The following is a 25,580-nucleotide window of genomic DNA, read 5'->3' on the forward strand; positions in this document are numbered from 1 at the left end:
ACGTCCGAAACGAAGGATCGCCCAATGACCACCCTGCCCGCTTCGATGTTTGCTGTTGTTCAAACCCATGATGGCTATTCCGCGTCGGCCACCGGGCCTGTGATCAAGGACGCCACCGATTGGGTGGCAGAGGCCGAGGTTCCCCTGCCCGAACCTGCGGCGGGTCAGGTTCTGATCCGGATGCGGGCGGCCTCGGTCAACCCCTCGGATATTCATTTCATCAAAGGTGAATACGGTCAGCCCCGCGTCAAAGGCATGCCTGCCGGATTTGAAGGCTGCGGTGACGTGGTGGCAGCCGGGGACGGCGCCGAAGGGCTGATCGGACAGCGCGTGGCCTTTGTGGCGGCAGGCTCGGGCGCTTGGGCGGAATATGTGGTGACACAGGCGATAATGTGCATCCCACTGCGCCCCGAGATCAGCGACGAAGACGGCGCGGCGCAGATCGTCAATCCGCTGACCGCAATGGCGATGGTCGATATTGCGCGCAATGCGGGCGACGCTTTTGTTGTTTCCGCCGCGACCAGTCAGCTTGGCAAGCTGATGTGCAGTCTTGGGCGCGATCTGGGTTTGATACCCATCGCATTGGTACGTCGGGCCGAAGCCGCAGACACTCTGCGCGACCTCGGTGCCGCCAAAGTGCTGGTCACGACAGAAGATGACGTGGCGCAGAAATTCGCAGCCCTCAGCGCCACGCTAAAGCCCCGCGTGTTTCTGGATGCGGTGGCAGATCAGCTGTCCGAACAGATCTTCTGCGCCATGCCCAACGGCGCGCGTTGGGTCTGTTATGGGAAGCTCAGCACCGAGATGCCGCAATTGACCCAGATGGGTCAGTTGATCTTTCAGGGCAAGCAGATCGAGGGGTTCTGGCTCACCAAATGGATGATGTCCACGCCACCCGCAGATCAGATGCGTGTGGTGGGCGAAGTTCAGGCGCGGTTTGCCGATGGGCGCTGGAAAACCGATATCTCGGAACGTCTTGGACTGCGTGACGTTGTGTCAAATCTGGTGTCTGCACTGAAAAAGAGTGACGGCAAGGTGATAATCACGCCATAGTAGTCCCGAGGGCCGGGCAATCCGGCAAATGGGAGGAAAAATTTGGACAATGCGCAGCTGCTGATCAGCGGGCTGGCCAATGGCTGTGTCTATGGGCTGATCGCTCTTGGGTTTGTGCTGATTTACAAAGCGACCGAAGCGGTGAATTTCGCGCAGGGCGATTTCATGATGCTGGGTGCTTTCGTCACCATCGGGCTGACCAATACCGAATATATGGGTCTGCCTTTCTGGTTGGCGCTGCCGATTTCGTTGGGGATCATGGCGGTTTTCGGATATCTGGTCGACCGCCTGATCATTCGCCGCTTGTTTGGAGAAAGTCAGACAGCCGTGGTGATCCTGACCATTGCCATGGGTTTTGTGATCCGCTTTGTCGCGGGTCTGATCTGGGGGCACGAGCCGCACACTTTGCAGAACCCTCTGGCGGGCAAGGATATTCGGTTTGGCGGTCTGGTGCTGGGGCTCGAGGACGTGGCGGTGATTGTTGTCACCGTGTTGCTAACTTGGAGCCTTTACGTCTTTTTCAACAAGACCAAGCTGGGCCTTGCCATGCAGGGTGCCTCGCAAAACCAGTTGGCGGCATACTACATGGGTATTCCGGTCAAGCGCGTTCAGGGTCTGATCTGGGCTCTGGCCGGAGTGGTCGCCGGGATCGCCGGGATCCTCTTTGCTGCCAAAGGCTCGGTTGATCCGACCACAGGCCTGTTGGGGATCAAGGCCTTTGCGGCGGCCGTCATCGGCGGATTTGGCAGCCTGCCGGGTGCCTTGGCCGGAGGGCTGATCGTGGGTGTGATCGAGCCCTTTGCCAGCCGATATATCGCTGCCGGATACAGCCAGATTGCACCTTATGCCCTGCTGCTGGCCGTGTTGATCTTCCGCCCGCATGGCCTGTTCAGTCAGGTTCGGATCAAGAAGGTCTAACCCCATGCGGATCGTGTTCAAAACCGACTACATGCAAGACATCCGCCCCTGGAAGGATGGTTATCAACTCAGCCTCTATATGATCCTGCTGGCAGCCGTGATCGCGGCCCCGTGGTGGCTGGATGACTTCTATCTGGGGGAATTGACCAATGTTCTGATCTGGGCAATTGCTGGTCTTGGGTTGATGATCCTGACCGGTCATACGGGTCAGGCCAGCTTGGGCCATGCGGCCTTTTTGGCGGTTGGATGCTACGCCAATGTCGCTTTGATCGAAGCCGGTGTGCCCTTTCTGATCGCCTTCCCTGTTGCCGGGCTACTGACCGGAATTGCCGGAGTAACAGTGGCCATCCCTGCCCTGCGCCTGCACGGCATCTATCTAGCCATTTTCACGCTGGCCCTTTCCGTGTTGATGGATGACATCATCGTTCTGGCCGAACCGATCACCGGAGGTGTTGCAGGCAAATACCTGGGCGGTGTCGATATTCTGGGCCTGACGGTCGATCGCTGGGGCACGCCTGAATTGTTCTTCTGGCTGGTGCTGGCGGTCGCGGTGTTGGTGACGCTGGGCTATATCAACCTGCTGCGCACACCGCTGGGGCGCAGCTTCATCGCCGTGCGCGATTCCGAGGTGTCTGCACAAGCGATGGGGGTCGATATCTCGCGCACCAAAACCATCTCGTTTGCGCTGTCTTGCGCCGTCACGGGATGGGCTGGGGCCTTGATGGGGATGTATGCCGGTGCGTTCAACAACGAGACATTTAACGTCCTGATCTCGATCCAATTGCTGATGATGATCGTGATTGGCGGGCTGGGATCAATCCACGGCGCGTTTCTGGGGGCCATCGTGATTGGGTTTCTGCCGCAATTCCTGTCGATCTCAAAGGAATACGTCGGTGCGGTATTCGGGGGCAGTACGGTTGCGATCCCCGGCTTGGAGTTTGGGATTTTCGGCATTATCCTGATTGCCTTCATCCTGTTTGAACCGATGGGCATGTATGGCCGCTGGTTGAAAATCCGCACCTGGTTCGAGCTGTTCCCCTTCTACCGCAAGGACATGTTCAAACGGCAGAAATCCTATCTCAAGACGGAGCGTCTGAGATGAGCCTTCTGGAGTTTGAAAATGTGACGCTCAAATTCGGCGGGCTGACTGCGGTGGATGATCTGTCCTTTTCAGTCGAAGAAGGCGAGGTTTTTGCCATTGTCGGGCCCAACGGGGCCGGGAAGTCGACGGTCTTCAACCTGATCTCGCGGTTCTACGACCCGTTTGCGGGCCAGATCCGTTTTGACGGGCACGATCTTTTGGCGGTCAAACCCTCGGATGTGGCGGCGTTCGGCGTTGCGCGCACCTTTCAAAACATCGAACTCTTTGAGCACGCGACCGTATTGCAAAACCTTCTGGTCGGACGGCACCGGCATCGTCAAACCAACCTTTTGCAGAACATCCTTTTCACACGCGCGGCCCGCAAGCAGGAGTTGGAGAACCGTGAAAAGGTTGAAGAGATCATAGATTTTCTGGATCTTCAGGCGTTTCGCGACAAGATGATCTCGGGCTTGCCTTACGGCGTGCGCAAGGTGGTCGAGGTGGCGCGGGCATTGGCCACTGACCCCAAGCTGCTGTTGTTGGACGAACCCGCCTCGGGGCTGTCGGTCGAGGAAACCACCGATATGCGGTGGTGGATCGACGACATAAGGCGGCAAATGGGGATCACCGTTTTGATGGTCGAGCATGACATGGGCCTGGTGTCTGGCGTGTCCGACCGTGTTCTGGCCATGGCAGATGGGGCGATGCTGGCGTTGGGCACGCCATCCGAAGTGCAGTCACACCCGGCAGTGGTCGAGGCCTATCTGGGGAAGGCCTCATGAGCGAGCCAATCCTGAAAATCCGCAATATCGAAAGCTTCTATGGTCCGATCATGGCCATCCGTGGCGTGTCTCTGGATGTGCATCCCGGTCAGATCGTTTCGATCCTGGGCGCCAATGGCGCAGGCAAGACGACGCTGATGAAAACCGTCTCGGGCGTGATGGACCCTGAAAAGGGCACGATTACTTTTGACGGCACGCAGATACAGGGATCCGAGCCGCATAAGGTGGTGCAGCGTGGCATCGTGCATGTCCCCGAAGGCCGTGAAGTCTTTCCGTTGATGACTGTTGATGAAAACCTCAGCCTCGGGGCCTATACCCTGTCGGACAAGGCGCAGGTCGAGCGGGACCGAGAGTTGGTGTTCAGCTATTTCCCTGTCCTGAAAGAGCGCCGCACACAAGAGGCCGGAACCCTGTCCGGCGGGCAGCAACAGATGCTGGCGATTGGTCGTGGTTTGATGGGCAACCCGCGTATCATGTTGCTCGACGAGCCATCTTTGGGCCTGTCGCCCCTTTTGGTGCAAGAGATTTTCGACATCCTGAAACGCCTTAACGCCGAGCAGAACATGACCATGATGCTGGTCGAACAGAACGCCAATGCGGCGCTTGAGCTGGCCCATCATGGCTATGTGATGGAGGTGGGTCGCATCGTCATGGACGGCGCGGCAGAGGAGCTGCGGGCATCAGAGGACATTCAGAACTTCTATCTGGGTGTGCAGGAAGAAGGCAGTCGCGAGAACCGGCGCTGGAAGCGGAAAAAGACGTGGAGGTGACCGGGATGCATGACAGCTTGCCTGCGCAACAGCTGATCGATGGCGTATCCTACAACGCCACCCCCGGTCAACGCCCGGTTTGCGTGGATGGCTGCACTACGATTGGTCAGTTGTTCCAGAAACGCTGCGCCGATCTGTCTGATCGGACCGCCCATCGCGAAAAGGACTATGGCATCTGGAAACCCTATTCCTGGGGCGAATATTGGACCCACGCCAAATGGATCGGTCTGGCCCTGCGCAAGCTTGGATTGAAACGGGGTGAGGTTGTCTCAATCCTGTCTGAGGACCGTAAGGAATGGGCCTGGCTGGATATGGGGATCCAGGGCGTCGGCGGGATCGCGTCGGGGATCTATACAACGGATTCGGCCAGCCAGCTGGAATACATCGTCAAAGACAGCGACAGCCGTTTCCTGATTGTTGAAGACGAAGAACAACTGGATAAGTTCCTGGCTGTGGAAGACGCCCTGCCCGACCTGTTGCGCGTTGTGATCCTGGAAGACGAAGGGCTGCACGATCTGAACCATCCGCGCTGCGTGATGATCGATGATCTCTATGCTTTGGGGCAACAGGCCGATCAAGACGCTCCGCAGGCGTTCGAGGATGAAATCGCCAGAACGACGCCGCAGGATACCGCGATCCTGGTCTATACCTCGGGTACGACGGGCATGCCCAAAGGCGCGATGGTCAGCAACGAAAACATCATGGCAAGCATTGAGGCGGGCGCGCATTCCCTGCCCAGTCAAGCAAGCGATGAACAGCTGTGCTTTCTGCCGCTGTGCCACATCCTGGAACGCGTTGTGTCGATCTACTTGCCTCTGGCGTCCAAAAGCACTGTGAACTTTGCCGAAAGCCCGGAAACGGTATTTGCCAACCTGCAAGAGGTCTCGCCCGCCACATTCACTGCGGTTCCCCGCGTGTGGGAGAAGATCTATTCACAGGTCCAATTCATGGCCAAAGAGGCGACGCCCGCGGGGCGCGCGGCCTTTGGATTGGCTGTGAAAGCAGGCCTCGCGCGGGCCGACTACATTCTGTCCGGCCAGTCGGTTCCTGCCGGTGTCGCAGCACGGTTCTGGCTTTGGGATCGTCTGGTTCTGCGCAATCTGCGGCGTATGCTGGGCATGGACAAACTCCGGCGTGGTGGATCAGGGGCAGCACCGATCTCACCGGATTTGTTGCGATGGTTTTGGGCCATCGGTGTGCCGATTGTCGAAGGGTTCGGCATGACCGAAACATCAGGTGTCGCCACGCTCAACACGCTGACCGACAACAAGCTGGGTACAATCGGCCGACCCGTCCCGGGCAATCAGTTGCGCATTGCGGAAGATGGCGAGATTCAGATCAAAGGCCTGAACATATTTCAGGGCTATTGGCGCAACAACGCCAAGACAGCCGAGACATTAACCGCAGATGGTTGGTTGCGTACCGGCGATATGGGCCATGTGGATGAAGACGGGTTTGTCACGATAACGGGGCGTCTCAAAGATATCATCATCACCGCAGGCGGTAAGAACGTCACCCCGGCTGAAATCGAAAGCCGGATGAAATTCAGCCCCTATGTCTCGGATGCCATTGTGATCGGGGATCGCCGCAAATACCTGACGGCGCTGATCATGATCGATCAGGAAAACGTCGAGAAATTTGCGCAGGAGCAAAAGATCCCCTTCTCAAACTTTGCCTCACTCTGTGCAGCCGACGAGGTACGTGACCTGATCGCGTCCGAAGTTGCCCAGGTCAACACACATTTCGCGCGGGTCGAACAGATCAAGGATTTCCGCCTGATCGACGTATTGCTCACCGCCGATGACGACGAACTGACCGCCACAATGAAGCTCAAGCGGAGCTTGGTGGAAAAGAACAACGCAGAATTGATCGAAACCATGTACGATTAATCAGGGCTTTGCCCAACGGGAGGAGAAACATGAAAAACATCATTTCAGGATTGGCCATTGCAGGAGCTATGACAACGGCGGGCTGGGCACAGACGCAAGGCGTCACCGACGATGAAATCGTTATCGGCTCGGTCAATGACCTCAGCGGAATTTTCGCCGCCGTCGGCGTGCCAGCCACCAAAGGCGCCAATGTTGTGTTTGACCGGGTCAACGCCGCGGGCGGCGTGCACGGACGCCAGATCCGCTATGTGGTTGAAGACAACGGGTATCAGATGCCGCGCGCGATGCAGGGCTATAACAAGCTGCTGAACCGCGACAAGGTGTTTGCGATGCTGCAATCTCTGGGCACGCCGATGAATGTGGCGGGCTTTAACCTGCTGGATCCCAAAGGCATTCCCAACGTGGCCCCCCTGACCGCCGCGCGTCAGATGCTGCAAGAGCCGATGCGCAACAAATTCACCTCGTTCTCCACCTATTACGATCAGGCGCGGATCGGTGTGAAATACCTGGCCGGAGAGTTCGGCTCGCAAACCGTCTGCACCATGTATCTGCCCACAGATTTTGGTGAAGAGATTTTGGACGGCAGCAAATCGGGCGCCGAGGAGGCTGGCATCACATTTGGGGCCGAAACCACCCATAAACCGGATGAGACCGACTTTGTCGGCTCGCTCAGCAAGCTCAAGGAAGAAGGCTGCGACATCGTCACCATGGCGTTGGGGGTGCGTCAGGCGATCACCGTTGTGGGCACGGCAAAGAAGATGGGGCTTGAGGACATGAAATTCCTGGGCACCTCGGCCAGTTTCCTGACCGTTGTGGCACAGGTCCCGGGCGGTGTGACGGATGGGTTCTATGCCGCGGCCTCATGGCTTGACCTCTGGGCCCGCGCCGAAGAACCCGCCCCCGCCGCGTTCATCGCTGAATACAAAGAAGCGACCGGCGAAGATCCGGTAGGCTTTGCAATGCTGGGCTATTCCGCTGCCGAGATGATGGTCAAAGCGCTGGAAGCCGCCGGGCCGGACCTAACCCATGACAGCTTTATCGAAGCGATGGAATCGCTGGATTACATGGACGAGTTGGTGGGGAATCACATCACCTATGGCCCCGACGACCACCAGGGTGCTGACACGGTCTTTGTGAATGTCGTCGAAAACGGCGCGTGGAAACTGGTCTACGAAGAATAAGCACCGGACATAGCGCAACAAAAAAGGGCTCGCATCTGCGAGCCCTTTGAGTTTTTGCAGTTCGACGCGATTAGCGCTTCGAGAACTGGAACGAACGACGCGCTTTGCGCTTACCGTATTTCTTACGTTCCACAACGCGGCTGTCGCGGGTCAGGAAGCCTGCGGCTTTCAGCGCGCCGCGCAGGTTGGGATCATAAAGCTGCAGCGCTTTCGAGATGCCGTGCTTGACCGCACCGGCCTGACCGGTCAGGCCACCGCCTTTGACGGTTGCGACAACGTCGAACTCACCTTCCACGCCAGCAACCTGGAACGGCTGGCGCAGGATCAGCTGCAGAACGGGGCGTGCGAAATACACGTCCTGGTCTTTGCCGTTCACGGTGACCTTGCCGGAACCCGGTTTGATCCAGACACGGGCAACAGCGTCTTTACGCTTGCCGGTGGCGTAGGAGCGGCCAAGTTCGTCACGCACGGGCTCACGTGCAATGACTTCTTCAGCCACGGTTTCAACGCCTGCGACGGCGCTCAGCTCTTCGAGAGTATTGATCTGATCAGCCATCGGTCATTAGCTCCGGGTGTTTTTCTTGTTCATGGATGCAACATCCAGAACTTCGGGCGCTTGCGCCTCGTGGGGATGCTCGGCACCGGCATAAACGCGCAGGTTGGTCATCTGCTTGCGCGCCAGACGGTTGCCCGGAAGCATGCGCTTGACCGCTTGGGTCACGACACGCTCGGGATGCGCACCTTCAAGGATCTCTTGTTTGGTGCGCGATTTGATGCCGCCCGGATGGCCTGTGTGCCAATAGAAGTTTTCGTCGCGCTTCTTGCCGGTCATCTGGATTTTGTCAGCGTTGATCACGATGACATTGTCGCCCATGTCCATGTTCGGGGTGAACGACGCTTTGTGCTTGCCACGCAGGCGCATGGCGACGATCGAGGCAAGACGGCCCAGAACAACGCCCTCGGCGTCGATCAGGATCCATTTCTTGTCGATGTCTGCAGGTGTTGCAGAAAAGGTTTTCATGGCAGGATAGTCCTGTTTGATGTGAAAGACCGGCCTGATCGCAGACCGGTCCGAATTCGATGAGCGGTGTTTAGACTGTGTCACTTACCGCGTCAACAACAGCATTTCCTGAAAAAACGTTATAAACCAAAGAGATAGAAAATAGGTATTATTTTACCCCAACAACAAGGGTCATTTTTGACCTGTGCCCTATCGCAGAACGTATAGTGGGACTGTGTTATCAGGAAAGGAGAGTTCTGGTGCAGGATTTGGATCAAACCATCTTGGACTACGGTGCCGCCTGGCAGGAGTTGGACGCTGACAACAGAATGCGTCTGTTGGAGCGGTGCTTTGAAGAGGATGGTCGATACGTGGATCCGACGGCGGACGTCAAAGGCCGCGAGGCTCTTTCAGTGCATATAGGTGAAGTTCTGAAGTCCTCCGGCGGGCGGGTCGAGATCACCACCAAACCCAGCGTTCACCATGATGTCGTCCATTTCAGATGGCACATGATCAACGCAGAGGGTCAGGAAATGGTCGCTGGTCACGACTTTGTTCGGCTCGGCGCAGGTGGCAAGATCCAGCATCTTGCGGGTTTCTTCGGCGATCCCGCGCCGACGGCTTGATATTAAACGCTGATTTGCTCGGGCGGGTTGTCCAGCAGAACCCGCAATTTCAGCATCGCCTCTTCAAACCGTTCCAGCGATATATGCCCGTTCATGGCGATACGGACGGCGTTTGGCGCACGGCCATCGCGCAGAGCAAACTCGTCTGCCGACCGCAACTGTATCCCTTCGCGCTCGGCAGCGCGACTGAAGGCTGCTGCGCGCCAACCCGCTGGCAGGTTCAGCCAGACAAAGGGCACATCCGGAGCCCAGTTGAGGTCAAAACCGCCTAATGCGTTTACCGTGATCCGCACATAGTCACCCATCTTCTTGCGCACATCCATGGCTATGCGTGGGGTGCGCGGGTCTGACAGCAGCAAGCGCGTCAACTCGGCCAGCGGCTGCGCCAATCCGAAATAGCCATATTCCGCTGACCGTCGAAGATCGACGCTGCGGTCGCGGGGTGCTATCGCAAAGCCGACACGCAACGCCGGGGTCAGGATTTTCGAAATCGACGACACGTGCCACCCCCGCTCGGGCGCCAAAGCGCGATAGCTGGGCTCGCGCGCTTCGCCCATGCGGTAACAATCGTCTTCGACAATTTGCAGATCGTGGCGTCGGGCCACTTCAACCACCTCTTTTCGGCGTTCAAGCGGTGTATGCACGCCGGTTGGGTTCTGAACCTCGGGCGACACGCAGACCGCCTGCGCACTGGTCTGGCGCAAGACGTGTTCCAGCGCTTTGGGATCAATGCCCCATTTGTCCATCTTGACCCCAATAACCTCGGCGCGCATCAGCTCTCCCGCACGGCGGAAGCCGGCGTAAGACAGATCCTCGACGAGAACGACGGGCCGTGGCCCTCGCAAGATGGTCTGAAACACCAGGCACAAACCGTTCTGTCCGCCATGGGTCAGAACGATATCATCATGGGTCAGCGGACCCAGCGGCAAGTCCGACAGCCAGTCCACCACCGATTGCCGCATGGGCTGATAGGCATCACGCGTCGGATAATTCAGGAACAAGCCCGGGTCGGCATGCGAAACCTTTTGCAGACATTCGCGGATCAGCGCCACCTGCCCTGCATCTGGCAGGCGGGGGCTGAACAGGCTGACATTGGCATTGTACTTGTCGTCTCGCAGATGCAACTGCCGCGACCACACATCATCCAGGATCGGAGACTTTGGCGGGGCAACAAATGTACCCCTTCCAACTTCGGCGGATAAGAGCCCTTCATCGGTCAGAATTGTATAGGCCCGCGCGACCGTGCCCGGAGTGATCTGCAGGCGATAGGCCAATTCACGCACGGGAGGTAGCTTAACGCCGATCTCCAGGGTTTTGTTTTCAATCGCTTTTCGAATTGTATCGGCGACCAATGCATATTTTGGTCCTTTTGTTTTCGGCAGTTCAGACGGCCAAATTGTATCCATTACAATTCTTCCTTTGATTTCGACACAATCCTGAATGTATCAGATATTTGTATCAAGGCAATTTACTTTGTGTCAATACAATTTGGAAAGGATACCTCCCATGACACGCGCAACGCACACACCCGCCCTCATGTTGCTGACCGACAGCCCCCGGCTGCCGCTGATCGCAGCTCTGGCCGTGCAGTTTGCAGCGACGGTCACGAAATGGGAGCAGCGCCGCCGCAGCCGCGTCAATCTGGGCAAGCTGGATGATCGGTTGCTGCGCGATGTCGGCCTGACGCCGCGCCAGGCCTATGAACAATCTCGCCGGTATTTCTGGCTGAACTGACCCATCCCCAGTCCCGTTTTCGGGACCTCTTCCTGGCCGGGGCTTGCCCCCGGCCCTTTTTCATCCAAATGCCGCTGCGGCCGAGCCTTCGGGCGGGATGGAATAGGTCATGCTGGCGCGGGCCACGGGCTTGTCCGATCCTTCGGAAAATATCAGCACGTCCCCAACGGCAAGGCTGCGCCCAAGTTTCAGCAACTTGCAGTGGGCAATCATGTCCTTTGCGCCGTCCGGTTTGCGCAAAAAATCAAGAGAGCTGTTGGTAGTCACCGCCAAAGATTGCCGCCCTTTGCGCGCCAGAACCATCGCATAGACGCAGACATCCGCCAACCCAAACATCGACGGGCCCGACACGGTGCCGCCCGGACGCAGATGCCGCTCTTCCACGACAAGCCGCATGGTAATCTGATCCTCGCTCAGCGCCTCGACCACAAAATCCTGATGCACCTGCGGAAAGACCTGCGCCAGATATTCCATCAATTCTTCTTTGTTCAGCGCCAATGACATACTTCCCCTCCGTGCCCTGCCGCCCTAGAGTTGGCCAACTGTCATGGGGAGGGCAAGATGGCAATTCTGGAACGTAGCGACACGGGGGCCGTTGCCCACCTGACCTTGAATGCGCCCGAGCGTTTGAATGCACTCAGTGATGAGATGCTGGCGGCACTCCAAGACCAATTTGATGCGCTACAGAATGACGAATCGATTCGGGTGGTCATCTTGTCCGGTGCGGGCAAAGCCTTTTGTGCCGGGCATGATTTGAAGCAAATGACACAAGGTCGTCAGGCCGAAGATGGCGGTAAAGCCTATTTTCAGGATCTGTTTGACCGCTGCGCTCGCATGATGCTGTCGATCCAGTCTCTGCCCCAGCCGGTAATTGCGCGCGTTCATGGCATTGCGACGGCCGCAGGATGTCAATTGGTGGCCACCTGTGATCTGGCTGTGGCCGCCGAAGGCACGCGGTTTGGCGTCAATGGGGTGAACATCGGTCTCTTTTGCTCGACACCGATGGTGGCGCTCAGTCGAAATATCACTAGAAAACAAGCATTTGAGATGTTGACGACCGGTGAATTCATATCTGCAGAACGCGCAGCTGAGCTGGGTTTGATCAACCGCGTTGTGCCAGAATTGCTACTTGAGCACGAAACCGAAGCACTGGCCAAACAACTGGAAGGCAAGCTTGGCGCGGCTGTGAAGATCGGAAAGCGGGCATTTTATGAGCAAATTCATATGCCTGTGGATCAGGCCTATGCCCATACCGCCGAGGTAATGGCGCAGAATATGATGCATCGCGACACCGAAGAAGGAATTTCTGCCTTTATTGAGAAGCGACCACCCAATTGGCGGCAATAAGGCAATGGTCTAGGATAATTTTAACGACTGTTCGCAATTTTTCCCTTCCCAAAAGGGCAACACTGTGGCACAGGTTAGTCAGGGCTAAGGCTCAATTATGCTTTTGGGTCGCCGTGGGCGGAAGGTCCCTCCAGCTGGTTTCTCTCACCGGCGCAGACATTCCCGCAGCGGCGACCCCAAAATCTCCCAAGTTTTCCAACACCTGAAAGAGACGCGTTGCGCATGTTTGCGTCGTGCCCTATGTGGCAGCGCATGACACAGAAATTGCATATCGTTGGCGGCGGCATGGCCGGATCTGAGGCGGCCTGGCAAGCGGCAGAAATGGGTGTGGATGTTGTCATCCACGAAATGCGGCCCAAAGTTGGCACCTTTGCGCACCAAACCGGCAATCTGGCCGAGATGGTATGCTCGAACTCCTTTCGCTCCGACGATGATGAGCAGAACGCTGTTGGTCTGCTGCATTGGGAAATGCGCGCAGCCAACGGGTTGATCATGACCACTGCCGACGCGCATCGCCTGCCTGCTGGTGGCGCGCTGGCTGTGGATCGTGATCCTTTTGCGGAATCCGTCACCGCTAAGCTGCACGCACATCCCAAAGTGACCGTGACCGGGGAAGAAGTCACCACCCTGCCCCATGATGGGCATTGGATTTTTGCAACCGGCCCCCTGACCTCGCCAGATCTGGGCGCGGCCATTCAGGCGGAAACCGGGGCTGAGGCGCTGGCCTTCTTCGATGCGATCGCTCCGATCGTCTATGCCGAAAGCATCGACATGAGCCAGGCCTGGATGCAGTCGCGCTATGATAAGGGTGAGACCGAGGAAGAACGCACCGCCTATCTGAACTGCCCGATGGGTCGTGATCAGTATGAGGCGTTCATCGATGCGCTGCTTGCAGCTGACAAGACCGAGTTCCACGAAGGCGAAACTGCAGGGTATTTCGACGGGTGCCTGCCCATCGAAGTGATGGCCGAACGTGGTCGCGAAACCTTGCGCCATGGTCCAATGAAGCCGGTGGGGCTGACCAATCCACATCAGCCGGATGTCAAACCTTACGCCGTGGTCCAACTGCGCCGTGACAACGCCTTGGGCACACTGTTCAACATCGTGGGCTTTCAGACCAAGATGAAATACGGCGCGCAAACAGATGTATTCAGAACGATCCCTGGGCTGGAGAATGCAAGTTTTGCCCGCCTGGGCGGTATCCATCGCAACACGTTTCTGAACTCGCCAACACTCCTCGATGCGCAGATGCGTCTGAAATCCAAGCCCAACATCCGGTTCGCAGGTCAGATCACCGGTGTCGAAGGCTATGTCGAAAGTGCTGCCATGGGGCTGCTGGCCGGTCGGTTGGCGGCGGCTGAAATTCTGGGGAACACCCTGCCTGATGTGCCCCAAGACAGCGCCATGGGCGCCTTGATCCACCACATCACTGGCGGCGCAGATGCCAAGACCTTTCAGCCGATGAACGTCAATTTCGGTCTGTTCCGCCCGGTTGATGGCCTCAAAGGCGGGCGGCGCGGGCGAAAGGATCGGTATAAGGCCTATACCGACCGCGCAAAACAGGAATGGACCAACTGGTTGAGCCAATGTTGACTGGACGTGGCAGGCAGGCTGCGCCTAACATGTGGGCATGAGCAAGAAGTTCCTCGACGACGCCTATAACCTGAATTCCGCTCAGGAAACGCAAGATCTTTATCAGGACTGGGCGGCCTCTTATGACGATGAGGTGGCCGAAAACGGCTATGCGACGCCGCGCCGTGTTGCGGCTGCGTTATGGGCGCATTTGCCAGAGCCACAGACCCCGATTCTAGACTATGGCTGTGGCACGGGCCTGTCGGGTTTGGCGCTGCACGAGGCAGGGTTCCGCGTGCTCGATGGCATGGACCCGACACCAAAGATGTTAGAGGGCGCGCAGGCCAAGGGGGTTTATCGCAAACTAAAAGGGTTTGACATCGACGACCCGGCACCGCTGCAAAACGGCGCCTATTCCGTCATCGCCGCCATAGGGGTGATTGGAACGGGAGCCGCGCCGCCAGAAACCTTTGATCTGTTGATGAAAGCCCTGCCCAAATCCGGCATTCTGGCCTTTTCCTTCAACGATCATACGCTGGATGATCCGGCCTTTACCTCGCGGCTGACAGATTGGGTCGACACCGGTGCGGCGCGCATTTTGTTTCGCGAAAGCGGGCCGCACCTGCCCCGTCAGAACCTGAATTCCGACGTCATCCTTCTTGAAAAAGCGTGACCTTCACCACCCGATTTGCGCCATCCCCCACCGGTCCGCTGCATCTGGGCCATGCCTATTCGGCGTTGCTGGCCTCCGACGTGGCCACAGCACAGGGTGGCCAGTTTCTGCTGCGGATCGAGGATATTGACCGGTCCCGCGCGCGGGCGCAGTGGGAGGATCAGATATATGACGACCTGAGCTGGCTTGGCCTGCGCTGGCCTGCGCCAGTGATGCGCCAGTCTGACCGGTTGCCGCAGTATCGCGCGGCATTGGATCAGTTGATCCAGATGGGGGTGGTCTACCCCTGCAGCTGCAAACGCGCAGATATCGAGGCCGCAGCGGGTGCGCCGCAGGAAGGCGTTCCGCAATTTGGCCCCGATGGGCGCATCTATCCAGGCACCTGTCGTTACCGTGCAATGTCGTCTGCGCAACCAGATGACGTGTTGCGGCTGGATGTGGCCAAAGCCATCCAACGGGCGGATATTACGGGTTTCACGGAAACGGGCGAGACCTATCACGGTGCGCATAAGCTGGACCCTGATGCGCTGATCTCATCTGTCGGCGACATCATTCTGGTGCGCCGCAACATGGGCAGCTCTTACCACCTGTCTGTAGTGGTCGACGACGCCGCGCAGATGATCACCCATGTGGTACGCGGGGAGGACTTGTTTGAGGCCACGCAGATCCACGTATTGCTGCAAACCCTACTGGGCCTGCCTATCCCGATCTATCACCACCACCGATTGATCCGGGACGACGCAGGTAAGCGCCTGGCCAAACGAGACGACGCGCGGGCGCTGATGAAATACAGGGCCGAAGGCGCTAGCCCTCTGGATATTCGCAAGATGGTGGGTCTCTGACCCGGCCATCATTTCAAAGATAGGCTCGCCGAAGGCACGGCGCACGCGTCCTTCAGTGCATCGGAGCCATCAGCTCAACCTCCTGCCCGTCGCGCACTGCAGTGTAAAAGCACGACCGGCGATTGGTGTGGCAGGCCGGACCGGTCTGACGCACCACGACCAACAGGCAATCCCGGTCGCAATCCACACGAAAATCCACCAGTTCCTGCACATGGCCCGAGGATTCGCCCTTGATCCAAAACGCCTGCCGCGACCGCGACCAATAGGTCACGCGCCCGGTCTCCAGCGTCCGCGACACTGCCTGCGCATTCATCCAGGCCATCATCAAAACCTCTCCGGTTTCTTCATCCTGCGCAATCGCAGGAATCAACCCGTCAGCGTTGAACTTAAGAGTGTTTGGATCAAACGTGATCGAGTCTGACATGAGAAAAACCTTTTGCATCCCAGGGTTGGGTCACTATGTATGAGGAACAGACAACGAGGGAAAGCCATGTCCGGCGAAACCGATCTTATCAAGCTGTATTCCGGTCGTATTCTGGCCCTGGCAGCCGATATTCCCCATCTTGACCGGCTTGAAGCCCCCGACGCGACCGTCAAGAAACGCGCGCCTTTGTGCGGGTCCACAGTGACCGTGGATGTCTCGGTTCAGGACGGGCGGGTGGCCGAGTTCGGTCAGGACGTTAAAGCCTGCGCATTGGGCCAGGCTGCGGCTTCGGTCGTTGGCAGCGCCATTCTTGGGGCGACCCGGTCACAGGTCGAAACCGCGCGGGATCAGTTGAAGGCCATGCTCAAGAGCGACGGCCCCGCCCCGGATGCACCCTTTGACGGCTTGGATGTTCTGATGCCCGCACGCGATTACAAGAATCGCCACGCGTCGATCATGCTGACATTGGAAGCCGCCGCCGAGGCGATGGAACAGGCTGAACAGGCGCATTGCGCGTAAGCCGTGGTTTTTGAAATGAGATCGGTCTAGGGTCTGTCTCGCATAGCGGAGAAAGACTTGAAGTATCTTCTTGAACAATTCGTCACGCTCTGGGTTGTCATCGACCCCATTGGGACCATCCCGGTGTTTATCGCCGTGACGGCGGGGATCGAGGCTGCGGCGCGCAGGCGCGTGGCTTTGTTGGCGGCCTTGGTCAGCGCCGGGATTTTGCTGTTCTTTCTGCTGTGCGGCCAACTGGTCATCGAAGCCCTGGATATCGGCCTGAATTCCTTTCAAGTGGCCGGTGGCATCATTCTTTTTCTCTTTGCGCTGACCATGATTTTTGGCGAAAGCAAACAGCACCGGGAACAACGCGAAGCCGAAGAAGAGTTGGATCAAGCGCCGCAGAAACCCAACCCAGCCATTTTCCCATTGGCTGTGCCCTCGCTGGCTTCACCCGGGGCTATGCTGGCCATCGTCGTGCTGACCGACAACAACCGTTACAGCGTGGTGGATCAGGGCATAACCGCGCTTGTCATGCTGGTTGTCGTGCTGATTGCTTTTGTTCTGATGCTTTTGGCCGAGCCGATTATCCGGTTCATCGGCTATTCCGGCGCCGCGATCATCAGCCGGGTGATGGGGATGATTCTGGCTTCGGTTGCGGTGAACTCGGTCCTGTCGGCGCTGCTGGAGATTTTCAAAACCGGTCAGCTGTAAAAAAAACCGCCGCACCTTCCGGGCGGAAAGGGCGGCGGCAGGTATTGCGTCTCTCGTGTGGGACCCGGAACTCCGCGCGGGGCCGAGGCTGGCCCCTTCAAGGGAATTGGGACAGGCAGGTCACCCTTGACTGAGATGGGGATGACAAGCGCGGTAGACCGGCACGAGATCGCAGGCAGAAAACTCTAGAACCCTGTGGGCATATGCAGGGCAACCATCAGGATCACGACCAATGACACAGCACCCGCAGCGTCTTGAATAAACGTTGCCTGAGAACGGCTGAATGCGGATTTGATCTGGGTCAGCATCGGGTCACCTCTCGTCGTGTCTTAAGGTTTTGTTGACCTTTTGTTCTCATATTTCGAGGGGCGGGTAAAGAACTTTTTGAGAACATTTGCGAACTTTATGGGGTTTACCGGCTAACCCACTGATATCAAACGGATCGCCTGATCCTGTTTCATCAGCCACAAAAGAACACGCGCCGCCTGCCCTCGATCCGAGGTGAGTTTGGGGTCACAAGACAACAAAGCACGGGCATCCGATTGGGCAATGGCCATCAACCCCGCCTGACGTTCCAGATCGGCGATGCGGAACTTGGGCAGGCCCGATTGCGCCGTTCCGATCAAATCACCCGCGCCGCGCATCTGAAGGTCGGTCTCGGCAATGCGAAACCCGTCTTCGGTTTCGCGCAACACCTCAAGTCGTTTGCGCCCCCCTTCGCTGAGCGGCGGCTGATACATCAGCAAACAGGTCGACGCATCCTCGCCCCGCCCCACCCGTCCACGCAACTGATGCAATTGCGCCAGACCAAAGATCTCGGCCCGCTCGATCACCATGATCGTGGCGTTTGGCACGTTCACACCAACTTCGATCACTGTGGTGGCCACAAGAACCTTTGTCTGCCCGTCCTGAAAAGCAGCCATGGCTGCGTCTTTCTCGGCCGGCGGCATCTGCCCGTGGACCAACCCCACAACCCCGTCACCCAGAATTGCGCGTAACCGTTTGAACCGTTCCTCGGCAGCGGTCAGGTCCGAGACCTCGGATTCGTCCACCAGCGGACACACCCAGTAACATTGCTTGCCCGCTTCGATGGCACCCCTCAGATGCGCCACAACCTCATCCATCCGCTGCGTGCTGATGATCGCGGTTTTGATCGGTTTGCGACCCGGTGGCTTTTCGTCCAGCACCGAGACGTCCATATCTCCATACTGCGCCAAAGCCAGGCTGCGCGGGATCGGCGTGGCCGTCATAACCAGTACATCGGCGCCCTGCCCCTTTTCCGACAGCTCCATCCTTTGGCGCACGCCAAACCGATGCTGCTCGTCCACAATGGCCAGCCGCAAATCATGGAACGCGACATCGCTTTGGAACACCGCATGGGTACCGACCAAAATCTGAATGTCACCGCGCGCCAAAGCAGCAAGTTTGGCCTTGCGCTCGCCGCCTTTGTCGCGACCGGTCAGGATCTCAAGCACTACGCCCGCGTCCTCGGCCAGCGGGCGCAGGCCTTCCAAATGCTGGCGCGCCAGAATTTCCGTTGGCGCCATCATCACACCCTGCCCGCCTGCCTCGACCGCGACCAGCAACGCCATGAAGGCCACAAGGGTTTTGCCCGCGCCGACATCCCCCTGCAACAAGCGGTTCATGCGCGCCTCGGACGCCATGTCGGCGGCAATTTCTTCGATGGCCCGGGCCTGCGCCCCGGTGGGTCGATAAGGCAAATTGCCCAAGACCCGCGACTGCAACCGGCCAGTGCCCACGCTGACCACACCACGCGATTTACGTTCCCGCTGACGCGCCAGCGCCAAGGTGAGCTGATGCGCCAGCAACTCGTCATAGGCCAAACGTTCTCGCGCGGGTGCAAAAGGCGAGACGTCATCCGCGCCCTTGGGGTGATGGGCCACCCGCATGGCCTCTGCCCAACCGGGCCAGTCTTTCTGTTTGACCTGTTCGGGATCGGCCCATTCCTGCGTTTCGGGCATGCGGGCCAATGCCGATTGGGCTGCCTTATAGGCCGTTTTCTGTGTTACGCCTTGAGTCAGGTGGTAGACCGGCTCGAACTCAGGTAGCTCTCCGGCTTCTTCCGGTGCAACCATATGATCCGGATGCACCATTTGCGCCATCCCGTCGAACAGCTCCAGCTTGCCCGACACCACCCTCCGGGATCCTTCCGGCAGGATTTTCCTCAGATAATCACCACGCGCATGGAAGAAGACCAGTTGAAAATTGGCCTGACTGTCTTCGACATGGATGCGATACGCACCGCCGCGATTGCGCGGTGGTCGATGGGCTCCGATTGTCACTTCAACCGTCAGGGTGCTGGGCAAATCCGCACCTTGGATCGTGTCGCGCCTGCGTCTGTCGATCACTGCATAAGGCAATGAAAACAACACATCACGCGGCGTTTCTATACCAAGCTGCGCCATGTTCTGAGCGGTCTTAGGCCCCACGCCGTCCAGCGTTTCAAGGTTCGCAAAAAGCGGGAATAATTGCTCAGGACGGCCGCTCATGCATCGCCGATCAGTTGCAGCCAACCGTCCTCATCCAGCGTTTCGATCCCCAAATCTGCCGCCTTCTTGGCCTTGGAACCCGCGCCCGGTCCGGCCACCAGAAGGTCGGTCTTTTGGCTGACCGAGCCCGAGACCTTCGCCCCAAGCGCTTCGGCGCGGGCCTTAGCCTCGGCCCGGGTCATCTTTTCCAACGTGCCGGTAAAGACCACGGTTTTTCCTGCCACCGGGCTGTCCGAGGCCGGCGCGTCCGGGGGGATGATCGTCAGATGGCTGCGCAAAGCGTCAAAGGCCTGACGTTCATCTGCATTGGCGAACGCGTCCGACAGCGACAGGCCCAACGTCGCACCGATCCCATCGATACCGATCAGATCCGCCCAGGCCCGCCTGGCCTCATCCGGCACATCTGCCGCCGCAATGGCCGCATCGCGCACCTCTTTCACGCGGGCGCGGCGGCCTTCTGAGGCAGCAGCAAAGCGCTCGGCCTCTTCGGCTTCGTCCGCCTGCCGCTGCGCAAGGGCGGCTGGGCGCGCTGTATCCAGCGCTTGGGCCATGGCGTCCCAATCGCGGTAATACAGCGCCAGATCGCGCGCGCCCACCTCTCCCACATGGCGAATGCCCAGGGCAAAAAGCAGCCGCGCAAAGGCGATTTGGCGTTTTTCAGTGATTGCGGCGAACAGATTGCTGGCCGAGGTTTCTCCCCAACCTTCGCGGTTTTTGAGTCTGGCAAGGCTGGTTTTGTCGCGTTCTTCCAGCGTGAAGATATCCGCAGGCGTGTTGATCGGCAGCGTTGCGTCGCCATGAAACATCTCGATCTGTTTTGCGCCCAGCCCTTCGATATCGAACGCCTTGCGCGACACAAAATGTTTCAGTTTTTCAACAGCCTGCGCCGGGCAGATCAACCCGCCGGTACAGCGGCGCACGGCGTCGCCTTCTTCCCGGATCGCTTCACTTTGACATTCCGGGCACTGCGTTGGAAACACGTAAGGAGCAGCATCGGAGGGGCGTTTTGACAGGTCCACATCCGCGACTTTCGGTATCACGTCGCCGGCGCGATAGACCTGCACCCAATCACCGACGCGAATGTCCTTGCCGCCGCGAATGGTGCCGCCTTTGGCGTCCTTGCCCGCGATATAATCTTCATTGTGCAGGGTTGCGTTTGACACGACCACACCGCCCACGGTCACGGGGTGTAATCGCGCCACCGGGCTCAACGCGCCGGTGCGTCCCACTTGTATGTCGATGGCTTCAAGGCGCGTCCAGGCCAGCTCGGCCGGGAACTTATGGGCAATCGCCCAACGCGGCGTGGTTGAACGAAAACCCAAACGCGCCTGCAAGACCAGGTCGTCGACCTTATAGACGACCCCATCGATGTCATAGCCAAGCGTCGCGCGCTGCGCCTCAATCGCGCGGTAGTGATCCAGCATTTCCTGCGTGGTTTGGCACAGTTGCGTCAGAGCATTCACCTGAAATCCAAAGCCTTTCAGGCGCTGGATTGCTTCGTGCTGTGTTTCCGCCAGCGGCTCGGACAACGCACCCCAGGCATAAGCAAAAAATCGAAGCGGTCGTTCACGGGTGATTTGGGAATCCAGCTGCCGCAGAGATCCGGCAGCCGCATTGCGCGGATTGGCAAAGCTCTTGCCGCCCGTCTCGGCCTGCCGCGCATTCAGCGCGTCAAAATCGACGTGTGACATGTAGACTTCGCCACGAACTTCAAGGATTTCCGGCGCGTCTTTGATGTGATGCGGAATATCGGATACCGTCCGCGCATTCTCGGTCACATTCTCGCCGGTTTCGCCATCACCGCGCGTGGCGGCCTGAACCAGATTGCCGTTCTCATAGCGCAAAGACAGAGACAGCCCGTCGATCTTCGGTTCCGCTGTATAAGCCAGCGGAGCGTTTGCCGACAATCCCAGATACTTGCGGATCGAGCGATCAAAGTCGCCCACCTCTTCATCGTCAAACGCATTACCCAACGACATCATCCGGATCGCATGGGTGACCTTGGCAAACCCGTCCGAGGGTTTGGCACCCACTCGGTCCGAGGGGCTGTCGGAGCGTTTCAGGTCGGGAAATTGTGCTTCGATCTGGGCATTGCGCTGTTTCAGCGCGTCATACTCTGCGTCAGAGATCTCGGGCGCGTCTTCGCCGTGATACTTTCGGTTTGCGCGCTGCAACACCGAAGCCAAGCGCGCCAGTTCGTCCTTTGCCTGCGCTTCGGTCAGGTTTTCTACCGCAACGGTTTCGCTCATGGCCTCGCTCTATCACATCTTCTTTGTCCCCAGTGATAGGGCGAGGCCATGGCCAGGTCCAGTGCTGTGCTGAGCCGTGAGTGAGTATGTCGTCCCGGACCTATAACGACAAATCTGTCGTATCAGGCGCCGACGGCCATGCGGGTTTCATCCAGACCGTTGCTTTGCGGGTCACGCAACACATAGCCACGCCCCCATACCGTTTCGATATAGTTGTCACCGCCGGTGGCATTGCTGAGTTTCTTGCGCAATTTGCAGATGAACACGTCGATGATTTTCAATTCCGGCTCATCCATGCCGCCATACAGGTGATTGAGGAACATCTCTTTCGTCAGGGTCGTGCCCTTGCGCAGGCTGAGCAGTTCCAGCATCTGGTATTCTTTACCGGTCAGGTGAACCGTTTTGCCTTCGACCTCAACCGTTTTTGCATCCAGGTTCACGGCCACCTGGCCGGTGTGAATGATTGATTGAGAATGACCTTTTGACCGGCGGATGATGGCGTGGATGCGGGCCACAAGCTCTTCGCGATGGAACGGTTTGGTCAGGTAGTCATCGGCGCCAAATCCAAAGCCTTTGATCTTGCTTTCAGTGTCGTCCGCACCCGACAGGATCAGGATTGGCGTTTCGACGCGCGAGATGCGCAACTGGCGCAAAACCTCGTGCCCGTTCATATCCGGCAAATTCAAATCAAGCAGGATCAGATCGTAGTCATACAGTTTCGCCAGGTCGATCCCTTCTTCGCCAAGATCTGTCGCATACACGTTCAGGTTGGCATGGGTCAGCATCAACTCGATGCTTTTGGACGTTGTCGGATCATCCTCGACAAGAAGTATGCGCATTTAACTGCTCCAATTTAGGTCAAATTCTTCAACTGAATCGAGCCTGTAGAAAAATGGTTAATCTGAAGTTACCGTTTATCCATTTATTCACATTCATCTTAAAGTTGTCGATATTTTTTTAGCGCAGTGACTTTCAGACCGGCCTCACCGTGTTCGGCAACCAGTGACACCCAGTTGTTGAACTCTTCCTCACTGATGGCATAACGCTTTTGCGCCTCGGACTGGGTGATCAGCCCGTAAACCACGCCACGGACGACCAGAATCTTGCGTGGCGCGACCCAGCGGCGTGTATCTGTGGGCGGCAGATCGGCGCGTGTCAGAATGCTGCCATCGGGCAAGGTGACGGATCGTGGACCTTCCACTTTGTGCAAATACATCTCATTGACCTTTTTTTGCTGCGACAAAGCTGGCACCAGTCTACTTAAAGCCGAGTGAAACCGCCCCTTGAGAGTGTGTAGAATTTTCCTATATTCTGCCGGTCTTCTTTAACCCGGAACGGATACCCTAATGGCCCTCGATACCGAGACCCCGCTGAACTCGCTTGGCTTTGCCAAACCGCCCTCGGAAACGCGGGTGGTGGTGGCCATGTCTGGTGGTGTGGACAGCTCCGTGGTTGCCGCGCATCTGGCCGAACAGGGATATGACGTGGTGGGCGTAACCCTGCAGCTTTATGATCATGGTGCCGCTTTGGCCAAGAAAGGCGCCTGCTGTGCCGGGATCGATATCCATGACGCGCGGCGCGTGGCCGAAGAGCGCGGCTTTCCCCACTATGTTCTGGACTATGAGAACATCTTCAAGGACGCCGTGATTGACGAATTTGCCGACAGCTATCTGGCGGGGGCAACCCCTGTGCCCTGCATTCGGTGTAATGAGCGGGTGAAGTTCAAGGATCTGCTGGAAACCGCCAAGGATCTTGAGGCTGACTGCATGGCGACGGGTCATTACATTCAGCGCAAGATGGGTGCAAACGGCCCGGAATTGCACAGCGCCGAGGATGCAAACCGCGATCAATCCTATTTCCTGTTCTCGACCACGCCCGAGCAGCTTGAGTTTCTGCGCTTTCCGCTGGGCCACCTGCCCTCGAAAGACGCAACGCGAGAGATGGCCGCACAATACGGGCTGGCCGTGGCCGACAAGCCCGACAGTCAGGACATCTGTTTTGTGCCCAACGGCAATTATGCCAGCGTGATCGAAAAACTGCGCCCTGGTGCGGCGGAACCGGGTGAGATCGTCCATGCCGATGGACGTGTTCTGGCGCAACATGAGGGCGTGATCCATTACACCATCGGTCAGCGCCGCGGCCTTGGCATCGGCGGGCTGAGCGAGCCGCTTTATGTGGTCAAGCTGGACGTGGACAAGAAACAGGTCGTCGTCGGCCCCAAAGAGATGCTGGCCACGCGCATCGTGCCAGTGCGTGAGATCAACTGGCTGGGCGATGAGCCCTTTACCGCGCGCAAGGAATGGCACCTGTCGGTCAAAGTCCGCTCCACCCGCCCCCCAAGCGAAGCGATTATCCGCCCCCTGTCCGACTCCACTGCCGAGGTGGAACTGCTGACCCCCGAAGAAGGCATCTCGCCCGGTCAGGCCTGTGTGTTCTACGCCTCAGAGAGCAGCCGCCTCTATGGCGGTGGCTGGATCTGGCGGGGGTATTAGGGTTGCGATGGGTTTGCGACAAGCTGGACGCCAAGATCCAATGGCGATCTTGTTTCAGCATTGTTCTTAGCGAACTAAGCCACAAACTCTTTGAGAACTTTCAGCGGTTTGGCATCTCCTTTCCAAAGCTCAACGCGATAACGATCATTACCTTCCAAACCATCCGAATAAACACTGTCTAGGTTTGAATAGAGCACGCGGGCTTGGTAGTGTCCTTTGTCTAAGACCAGCCGCTCCGCCTCCGGTAGATAGTCGGTGCTTCCAGCGACAACCAACCGGCCCGAAGGCACGTCAATGGAAAACTCAACAACATGATCCCACGATGAAGATTCCAACTCAGACGGTTTGTTGCTAACGAGAACTTCGACTGGAACGTGCATATTTCGAGCTGTTCGTACAGCAAAAGCATCTACTCCACGCGCTAATCTCGCTCTCATTGCGTCTTCGGTCCATAGATCACCGTCTACGCCCGCCGACCATTCATCTTGGACAAGAAACTGAAAAAAGTCCGCGAACAGTTTGAATTCTGAAGTGATCATAGAAGAAGCTGCTTAAAAATCTGAGATTAACGTCAATTTGGCTAGGCTATCGACATTTAGCCTATCCACCAGAAACGGCCTCAACCGCAGCCTCAAGTTCAATCTGCAAAGCATCATTGAAGCGGTTAAAAGCGCCGGTTAGGGCGATGCGCCAAGTGAGTTCGACGATTTGTGCGTCGGTGAACCACTGCCGCAGGTCTGAGACCTCGGCGTCGCGCATCTGGCCTGAGCGCAATGTGACCGCCTTAGCATAAAGCACAACCGCCTTGTCGCACTCGTCCAGTTCCGGGTGGTCGTCTACCTCGGGCAGTTTCGCGACCCCTTCGGCGCTCAGCCCCTCGACGGTGGCCCAGGCTGCGTGATGCGAGATGCAATAGTCACAAGCGTTCAGCTTGGACACCGTGACCATAGCCAACTCCAATGCGCGTCGGGGCAAATTGGCCTGTGCGCGCAGCTCGGACAGCATACCGGCCACGTGGTCCAGCACCGGCGGGCAATGGGCCGCCACACGGGACCAATTGTCGAACGGCCCATAAGCCTCCAGCGTCTGATGGGCTTCGCGCGCCGTCTGGGTCATCTCGTCATCGCGCAGGGCGGGAATGCGGGTCATGAGGTCTCTCCTTGGCGGGCGTCTGAGCGCAGCTTTTCGACCCTGCCCTAGCGACTGCATGTTCACAAGGGCC

At 57.9% G+C, this 25,580-nt stretch carries 28 protein-coding genes; 16 read left to right on the forward strand and 12 right to left on the reverse strand.

Annotation, left to right across the window (positions count from 1 at the left end):
- Positions 1-24: 24 nt before the first annotated feature.
- Genes GOW40_RS00560 through GOW40_RS00590 form a run of 7 tightly spaced genes read left to right on the forward strand, consistent with a single transcriptional unit; the run spans position 25 to position 7,674 of the window.
- A complete protein-coding gene (locus GOW40_RS00560; RefSeq protein WP_171129446.1) occupies positions 25-1,053 on the forward strand; it encodes an alcohol dehydrogenase catalytic domain-containing protein in 1,029 nt (342 codons plus the stop codon).
- A 42-nt stretch (positions 1,054-1,095) separates the two neighbouring features.
- Positions 1,096-1,971: a branched-chain amino acid ABC transporter permease gene (locus GOW40_RS00565; RefSeq protein WP_171129444.1), complete on the forward strand. Its 876-nt coding sequence runs from the start codon at positions 1,096-1,098 to the stop codon at positions 1,969-1,971.
- 4 nt (positions 1,972-1,975) lie between these two features.
- Positions 1,976-3,073 (forward strand): branched-chain amino acid ABC transporter permease, encoded by a 1,098-nt coding sequence (locus GOW40_RS00570; protein ID WP_171129442.1) that lies wholly within the window; start codon positions 1,976-1,978, stop codon positions 3,071-3,073.
- Positions 3,070-3,834: an ABC transporter ATP-binding protein gene (locus tag GOW40_RS00575; protein WP_171129440.1), complete on the forward strand. Its 765-nt coding sequence runs from the start codon at positions 3,070-3,072 to the stop codon at positions 3,832-3,834. The genes GOW40_RS00570 and GOW40_RS00575 overlap by 4 nt, the downstream gene beginning before the upstream one ends.
- Positions 3,831-4,604 (forward strand): ABC transporter ATP-binding protein, encoded by a 774-nt coding sequence (locus GOW40_RS00580; protein ID WP_171129438.1) that lies wholly within the window; start codon positions 3,831-3,833, stop codon positions 4,602-4,604. Before GOW40_RS00575 ends, GOW40_RS00580 begins: the two co-directional genes overlap by 4 nt.
- Before the next feature lie 5 nt (positions 4,605-4,609).
- Positions 4,610-6,493, forward strand: coding sequence for a long-chain fatty acid--CoA ligase (locus tag GOW40_RS00585; protein WP_171136392.1), 1,884 nt, complete (start codon positions 4,610-4,612; stop codon positions 6,491-6,493).
- A 29-nt stretch (positions 6,494-6,522) separates the two neighbouring features.
- Positions 6,523-7,674: an ABC transporter substrate-binding protein gene (locus GOW40_RS00590; protein WP_171129434.1), complete on the forward strand. Its 1,152-nt coding sequence runs from the start codon at positions 6,523-6,525 to the stop codon at positions 7,672-7,674.
- A gap of 70 nt (positions 7,675-7,744) precedes the next feature.
- Here GOW40_RS00590 and rpsI read toward each other — a convergent pair whose 3' ends face one another.
- Together rpsI and rplM are read right to left on the reverse strand one after the other, a co-directional pair.
- Positions 7,745-8,230 (reverse strand): 30S ribosomal protein S9, encoded by a 486-nt coding sequence (rpsI, locus tag GOW40_RS00595; RefSeq protein ID WP_171098936.1) that lies wholly within the window; start codon positions 8,228-8,230, stop codon positions 7,745-7,747.
- A 6-nt stretch (positions 8,231-8,236) separates the two neighbouring features.
- Entirely contained in the window at positions 8,237-8,695 is a 459-nt protein-coding gene (gene rplM, locus GOW40_RS00600; protein ID WP_171098934.1) for a 50S ribosomal protein L13, read from the reverse strand.
- 239 nt (positions 8,696-8,934) lie between these two features.
- Here rplM and GOW40_RS00605 point away from each other — a divergent pair, with 239 nt between their 5' ends.
- On the forward strand, positions 8,935-9,300 hold the full coding sequence (locus tag GOW40_RS00605; protein WP_171098932.1) for a nuclear transport factor 2 family protein: 366 nt from the start codon (positions 8,935-8,937) through the stop codon (positions 9,298-9,300).
- Positions 9,301-9,302: 2 nt separating this feature from the next.
- Here the strand turns inward: GOW40_RS00605 and GOW40_RS00610 are convergent, their stop codons facing one another.
- The gene (locus GOW40_RS00610; protein ID WP_171129432.1) at positions 9,303-10,706 is read right to left on the reverse strand and encodes a PLP-dependent aminotransferase family protein; all 1,404 of its coding nucleotides are present in this window, start codon (positions 10,704-10,706) and stop codon (positions 9,303-9,305) included.
- A gap of 100 nt (positions 10,707-10,806) precedes the next feature.
- Here GOW40_RS00610 and GOW40_RS00615 point away from each other — a divergent pair, with 100 nt between their 5' ends.
- Complete coding sequence (locus tag GOW40_RS00615) at positions 10,807-11,034, forward strand: DUF1127 domain-containing protein (protein WP_171098928.1); 228 nt, start codon at positions 10,807-10,809, stop codon at positions 11,032-11,034.
- A 60-nt stretch (positions 11,035-11,094) separates the two neighbouring features.
- Here the strand turns inward: GOW40_RS00615 and GOW40_RS00620 are convergent, their stop codons facing one another.
- Positions 11,095-11,538, reverse strand: a complete 444-nt coding sequence (locus tag GOW40_RS00620) for a PaaI family thioesterase (protein ID WP_171129430.1) — start codon at positions 11,536-11,538, stop codon at positions 11,095-11,097.
- A gap of 57 nt (positions 11,539-11,595) precedes the next feature.
- Between GOW40_RS00620 and GOW40_RS00625 the strand changes: the two genes are divergently transcribed.
- The 4 genes from GOW40_RS00625 to gluQRS all read left to right on the forward strand — a co-directional run bounded on the left by GOW40_RS00625 (position 11,596) and on the right by gluQRS (position 15,468).
- Positions 11,596-12,381: an enoyl-CoA hydratase gene (locus tag GOW40_RS00625; protein WP_171230825.1), complete on the forward strand. Its 786-nt coding sequence runs from the start codon at positions 11,596-11,598 to the stop codon at positions 12,379-12,381.
- A 252-nt stretch (positions 12,382-12,633) separates the two neighbouring features.
- Positions 12,634-13,974: a methylenetetrahydrofolate--tRNA-(uracil(54)-C(5))-methyltransferase (FADH(2)-oxidizing) TrmFO gene (trmFO, locus tag GOW40_RS00630; RefSeq protein WP_171129425.1), complete on the forward strand. Its 1,341-nt coding sequence runs from the start codon at positions 12,634-12,636 to the stop codon at positions 13,972-13,974.
- A 37-nt stretch (positions 13,975-14,011) separates the two neighbouring features.
- Entirely contained in the window at positions 14,012-14,626 is a 615-nt protein-coding gene (locus GOW40_RS00635) for a class I SAM-dependent methyltransferase (protein ID WP_171129423.1), read from the forward strand.
- The gene (gene gluQRS, locus GOW40_RS00640; RefSeq protein ID WP_171129421.1) at positions 14,623-15,468 is read left to right on the forward strand and encodes a tRNA glutamyl-Q(34) synthetase GluQRS; all 846 of its coding nucleotides are present in this window, start codon (positions 14,623-14,625) and stop codon (positions 15,466-15,468) included. The genes GOW40_RS00635 and gluQRS overlap by 4 nt, the downstream gene beginning before the upstream one ends.
- A 52-nt stretch (positions 15,469-15,520) precedes the next feature.
- On the opposite strand, the gene hisI is transcribed toward gluQRS, so the two are convergent.
- Positions 15,521-15,910, reverse strand: coding sequence for a phosphoribosyl-AMP cyclohydrolase (gene hisI, locus GOW40_RS00645; RefSeq protein WP_171098916.1), 390 nt, complete (start codon positions 15,908-15,910; stop codon positions 15,521-15,523).
- A 48-nt stretch (positions 15,911-15,958) separates the two neighbouring features.
- Between hisI and GOW40_RS00650 the strand changes: the two genes are divergently transcribed.
- A complete protein-coding gene (locus GOW40_RS00650; protein WP_171129419.1) occupies positions 15,959-16,411 on the forward strand; it encodes an iron-sulfur cluster assembly scaffold protein in 453 nt (150 codons plus the stop codon).
- Between the two features lie 57 nt (positions 16,412-16,468).
- Complete coding sequence (locus GOW40_RS00655) at positions 16,469-17,107, forward strand: MarC family protein (protein ID WP_171098912.1); 639 nt, start codon at positions 16,469-16,471, stop codon at positions 17,105-17,107.
- A gap of 185 nt (positions 17,108-17,292) precedes the next feature.
- On the opposite strand, the gene GOW40_RS22295 is transcribed toward GOW40_RS00655, so the two are convergent.
- The 5 genes from GOW40_RS22295 to GOW40_RS00675 form a co-directional block, all read right to left on the reverse strand.
- A complete protein-coding gene (locus GOW40_RS22295; protein ID WP_256367812.1) occupies positions 17,293-17,415 on the reverse strand; it encodes a hypothetical protein in 123 nt (40 codons plus the stop codon).
- Positions 17,416-17,526: 111 nt separating this feature from the next.
- Positions 17,527-19,617, reverse strand: a complete 2,091-nt coding sequence (gene recG / locus GOW40_RS00660) for an ATP-dependent DNA helicase RecG (protein WP_171129417.1) — start codon at positions 19,615-19,617, stop codon at positions 17,527-17,529.
- Entirely contained in the window at positions 19,614-21,866 is a 2,253-nt protein-coding gene (gene ligA, locus GOW40_RS00665) for an NAD-dependent DNA ligase LigA (protein WP_171129415.1), read from the reverse strand. The genes recG and ligA overlap by 4 nt, the downstream gene beginning before the upstream one ends.
- Before the next feature lie 122 nt (positions 21,867-21,988).
- Complete coding sequence (gene ctrA / locus GOW40_RS00670) at positions 21,989-22,705, reverse strand: response regulator transcription factor CtrA (protein WP_171129413.1); 717 nt, start codon at positions 22,703-22,705, stop codon at positions 21,989-21,991.
- A 98-nt stretch (positions 22,706-22,803) separates the two neighbouring features.
- Positions 22,804-23,082 (reverse strand): DUF1153 domain-containing protein, encoded by a 279-nt coding sequence (locus GOW40_RS00675; protein WP_171129411.1) that lies wholly within the window; start codon positions 23,080-23,082, stop codon positions 22,804-22,806.
- A 130-nt stretch (positions 23,083-23,212) separates the two neighbouring features.
- On the opposite strand from GOW40_RS00675, the gene mnmA reads away from it, so the two are divergent.
- A complete protein-coding gene (mnmA, locus tag GOW40_RS00680) occupies positions 23,213-24,358 on the forward strand; it encodes a tRNA 2-thiouridine(34) synthase MnmA (RefSeq protein ID WP_171230826.1) in 1,146 nt (381 codons plus the stop codon).
- A 74-nt stretch (positions 24,359-24,432) separates the two neighbouring features.
- On the opposite strand, the gene GOW40_RS00685 is transcribed toward mnmA, so the two are convergent.
- Together GOW40_RS00685 and GOW40_RS00690 are read right to left on the reverse strand one after the other, a co-directional pair.
- Complete coding sequence (locus tag GOW40_RS00685; protein WP_171129407.1) at positions 24,433-24,897, reverse strand: hypothetical protein; 465 nt, start codon at positions 24,895-24,897, stop codon at positions 24,433-24,435.
- Between the two features lie 61 nt (positions 24,898-24,958).
- Complete coding sequence (locus GOW40_RS00690; protein WP_171129405.1) at positions 24,959-25,507, reverse strand: carboxymuconolactone decarboxylase family protein; 549 nt, start codon at positions 25,505-25,507, stop codon at positions 24,959-24,961.
- Positions 25,508-25,580 lie beyond the last annotated feature (73 nt).

Source organism: Ruegeria sp. HKCCA6707 (genome assembly GCF_013033515.1).
In the GTDB taxonomy this organism is placed as follows: Bacteria; Pseudomonadota; Alphaproteobacteria; order Rhodobacterales; family Rhodobacteraceae; genus Ruegeria.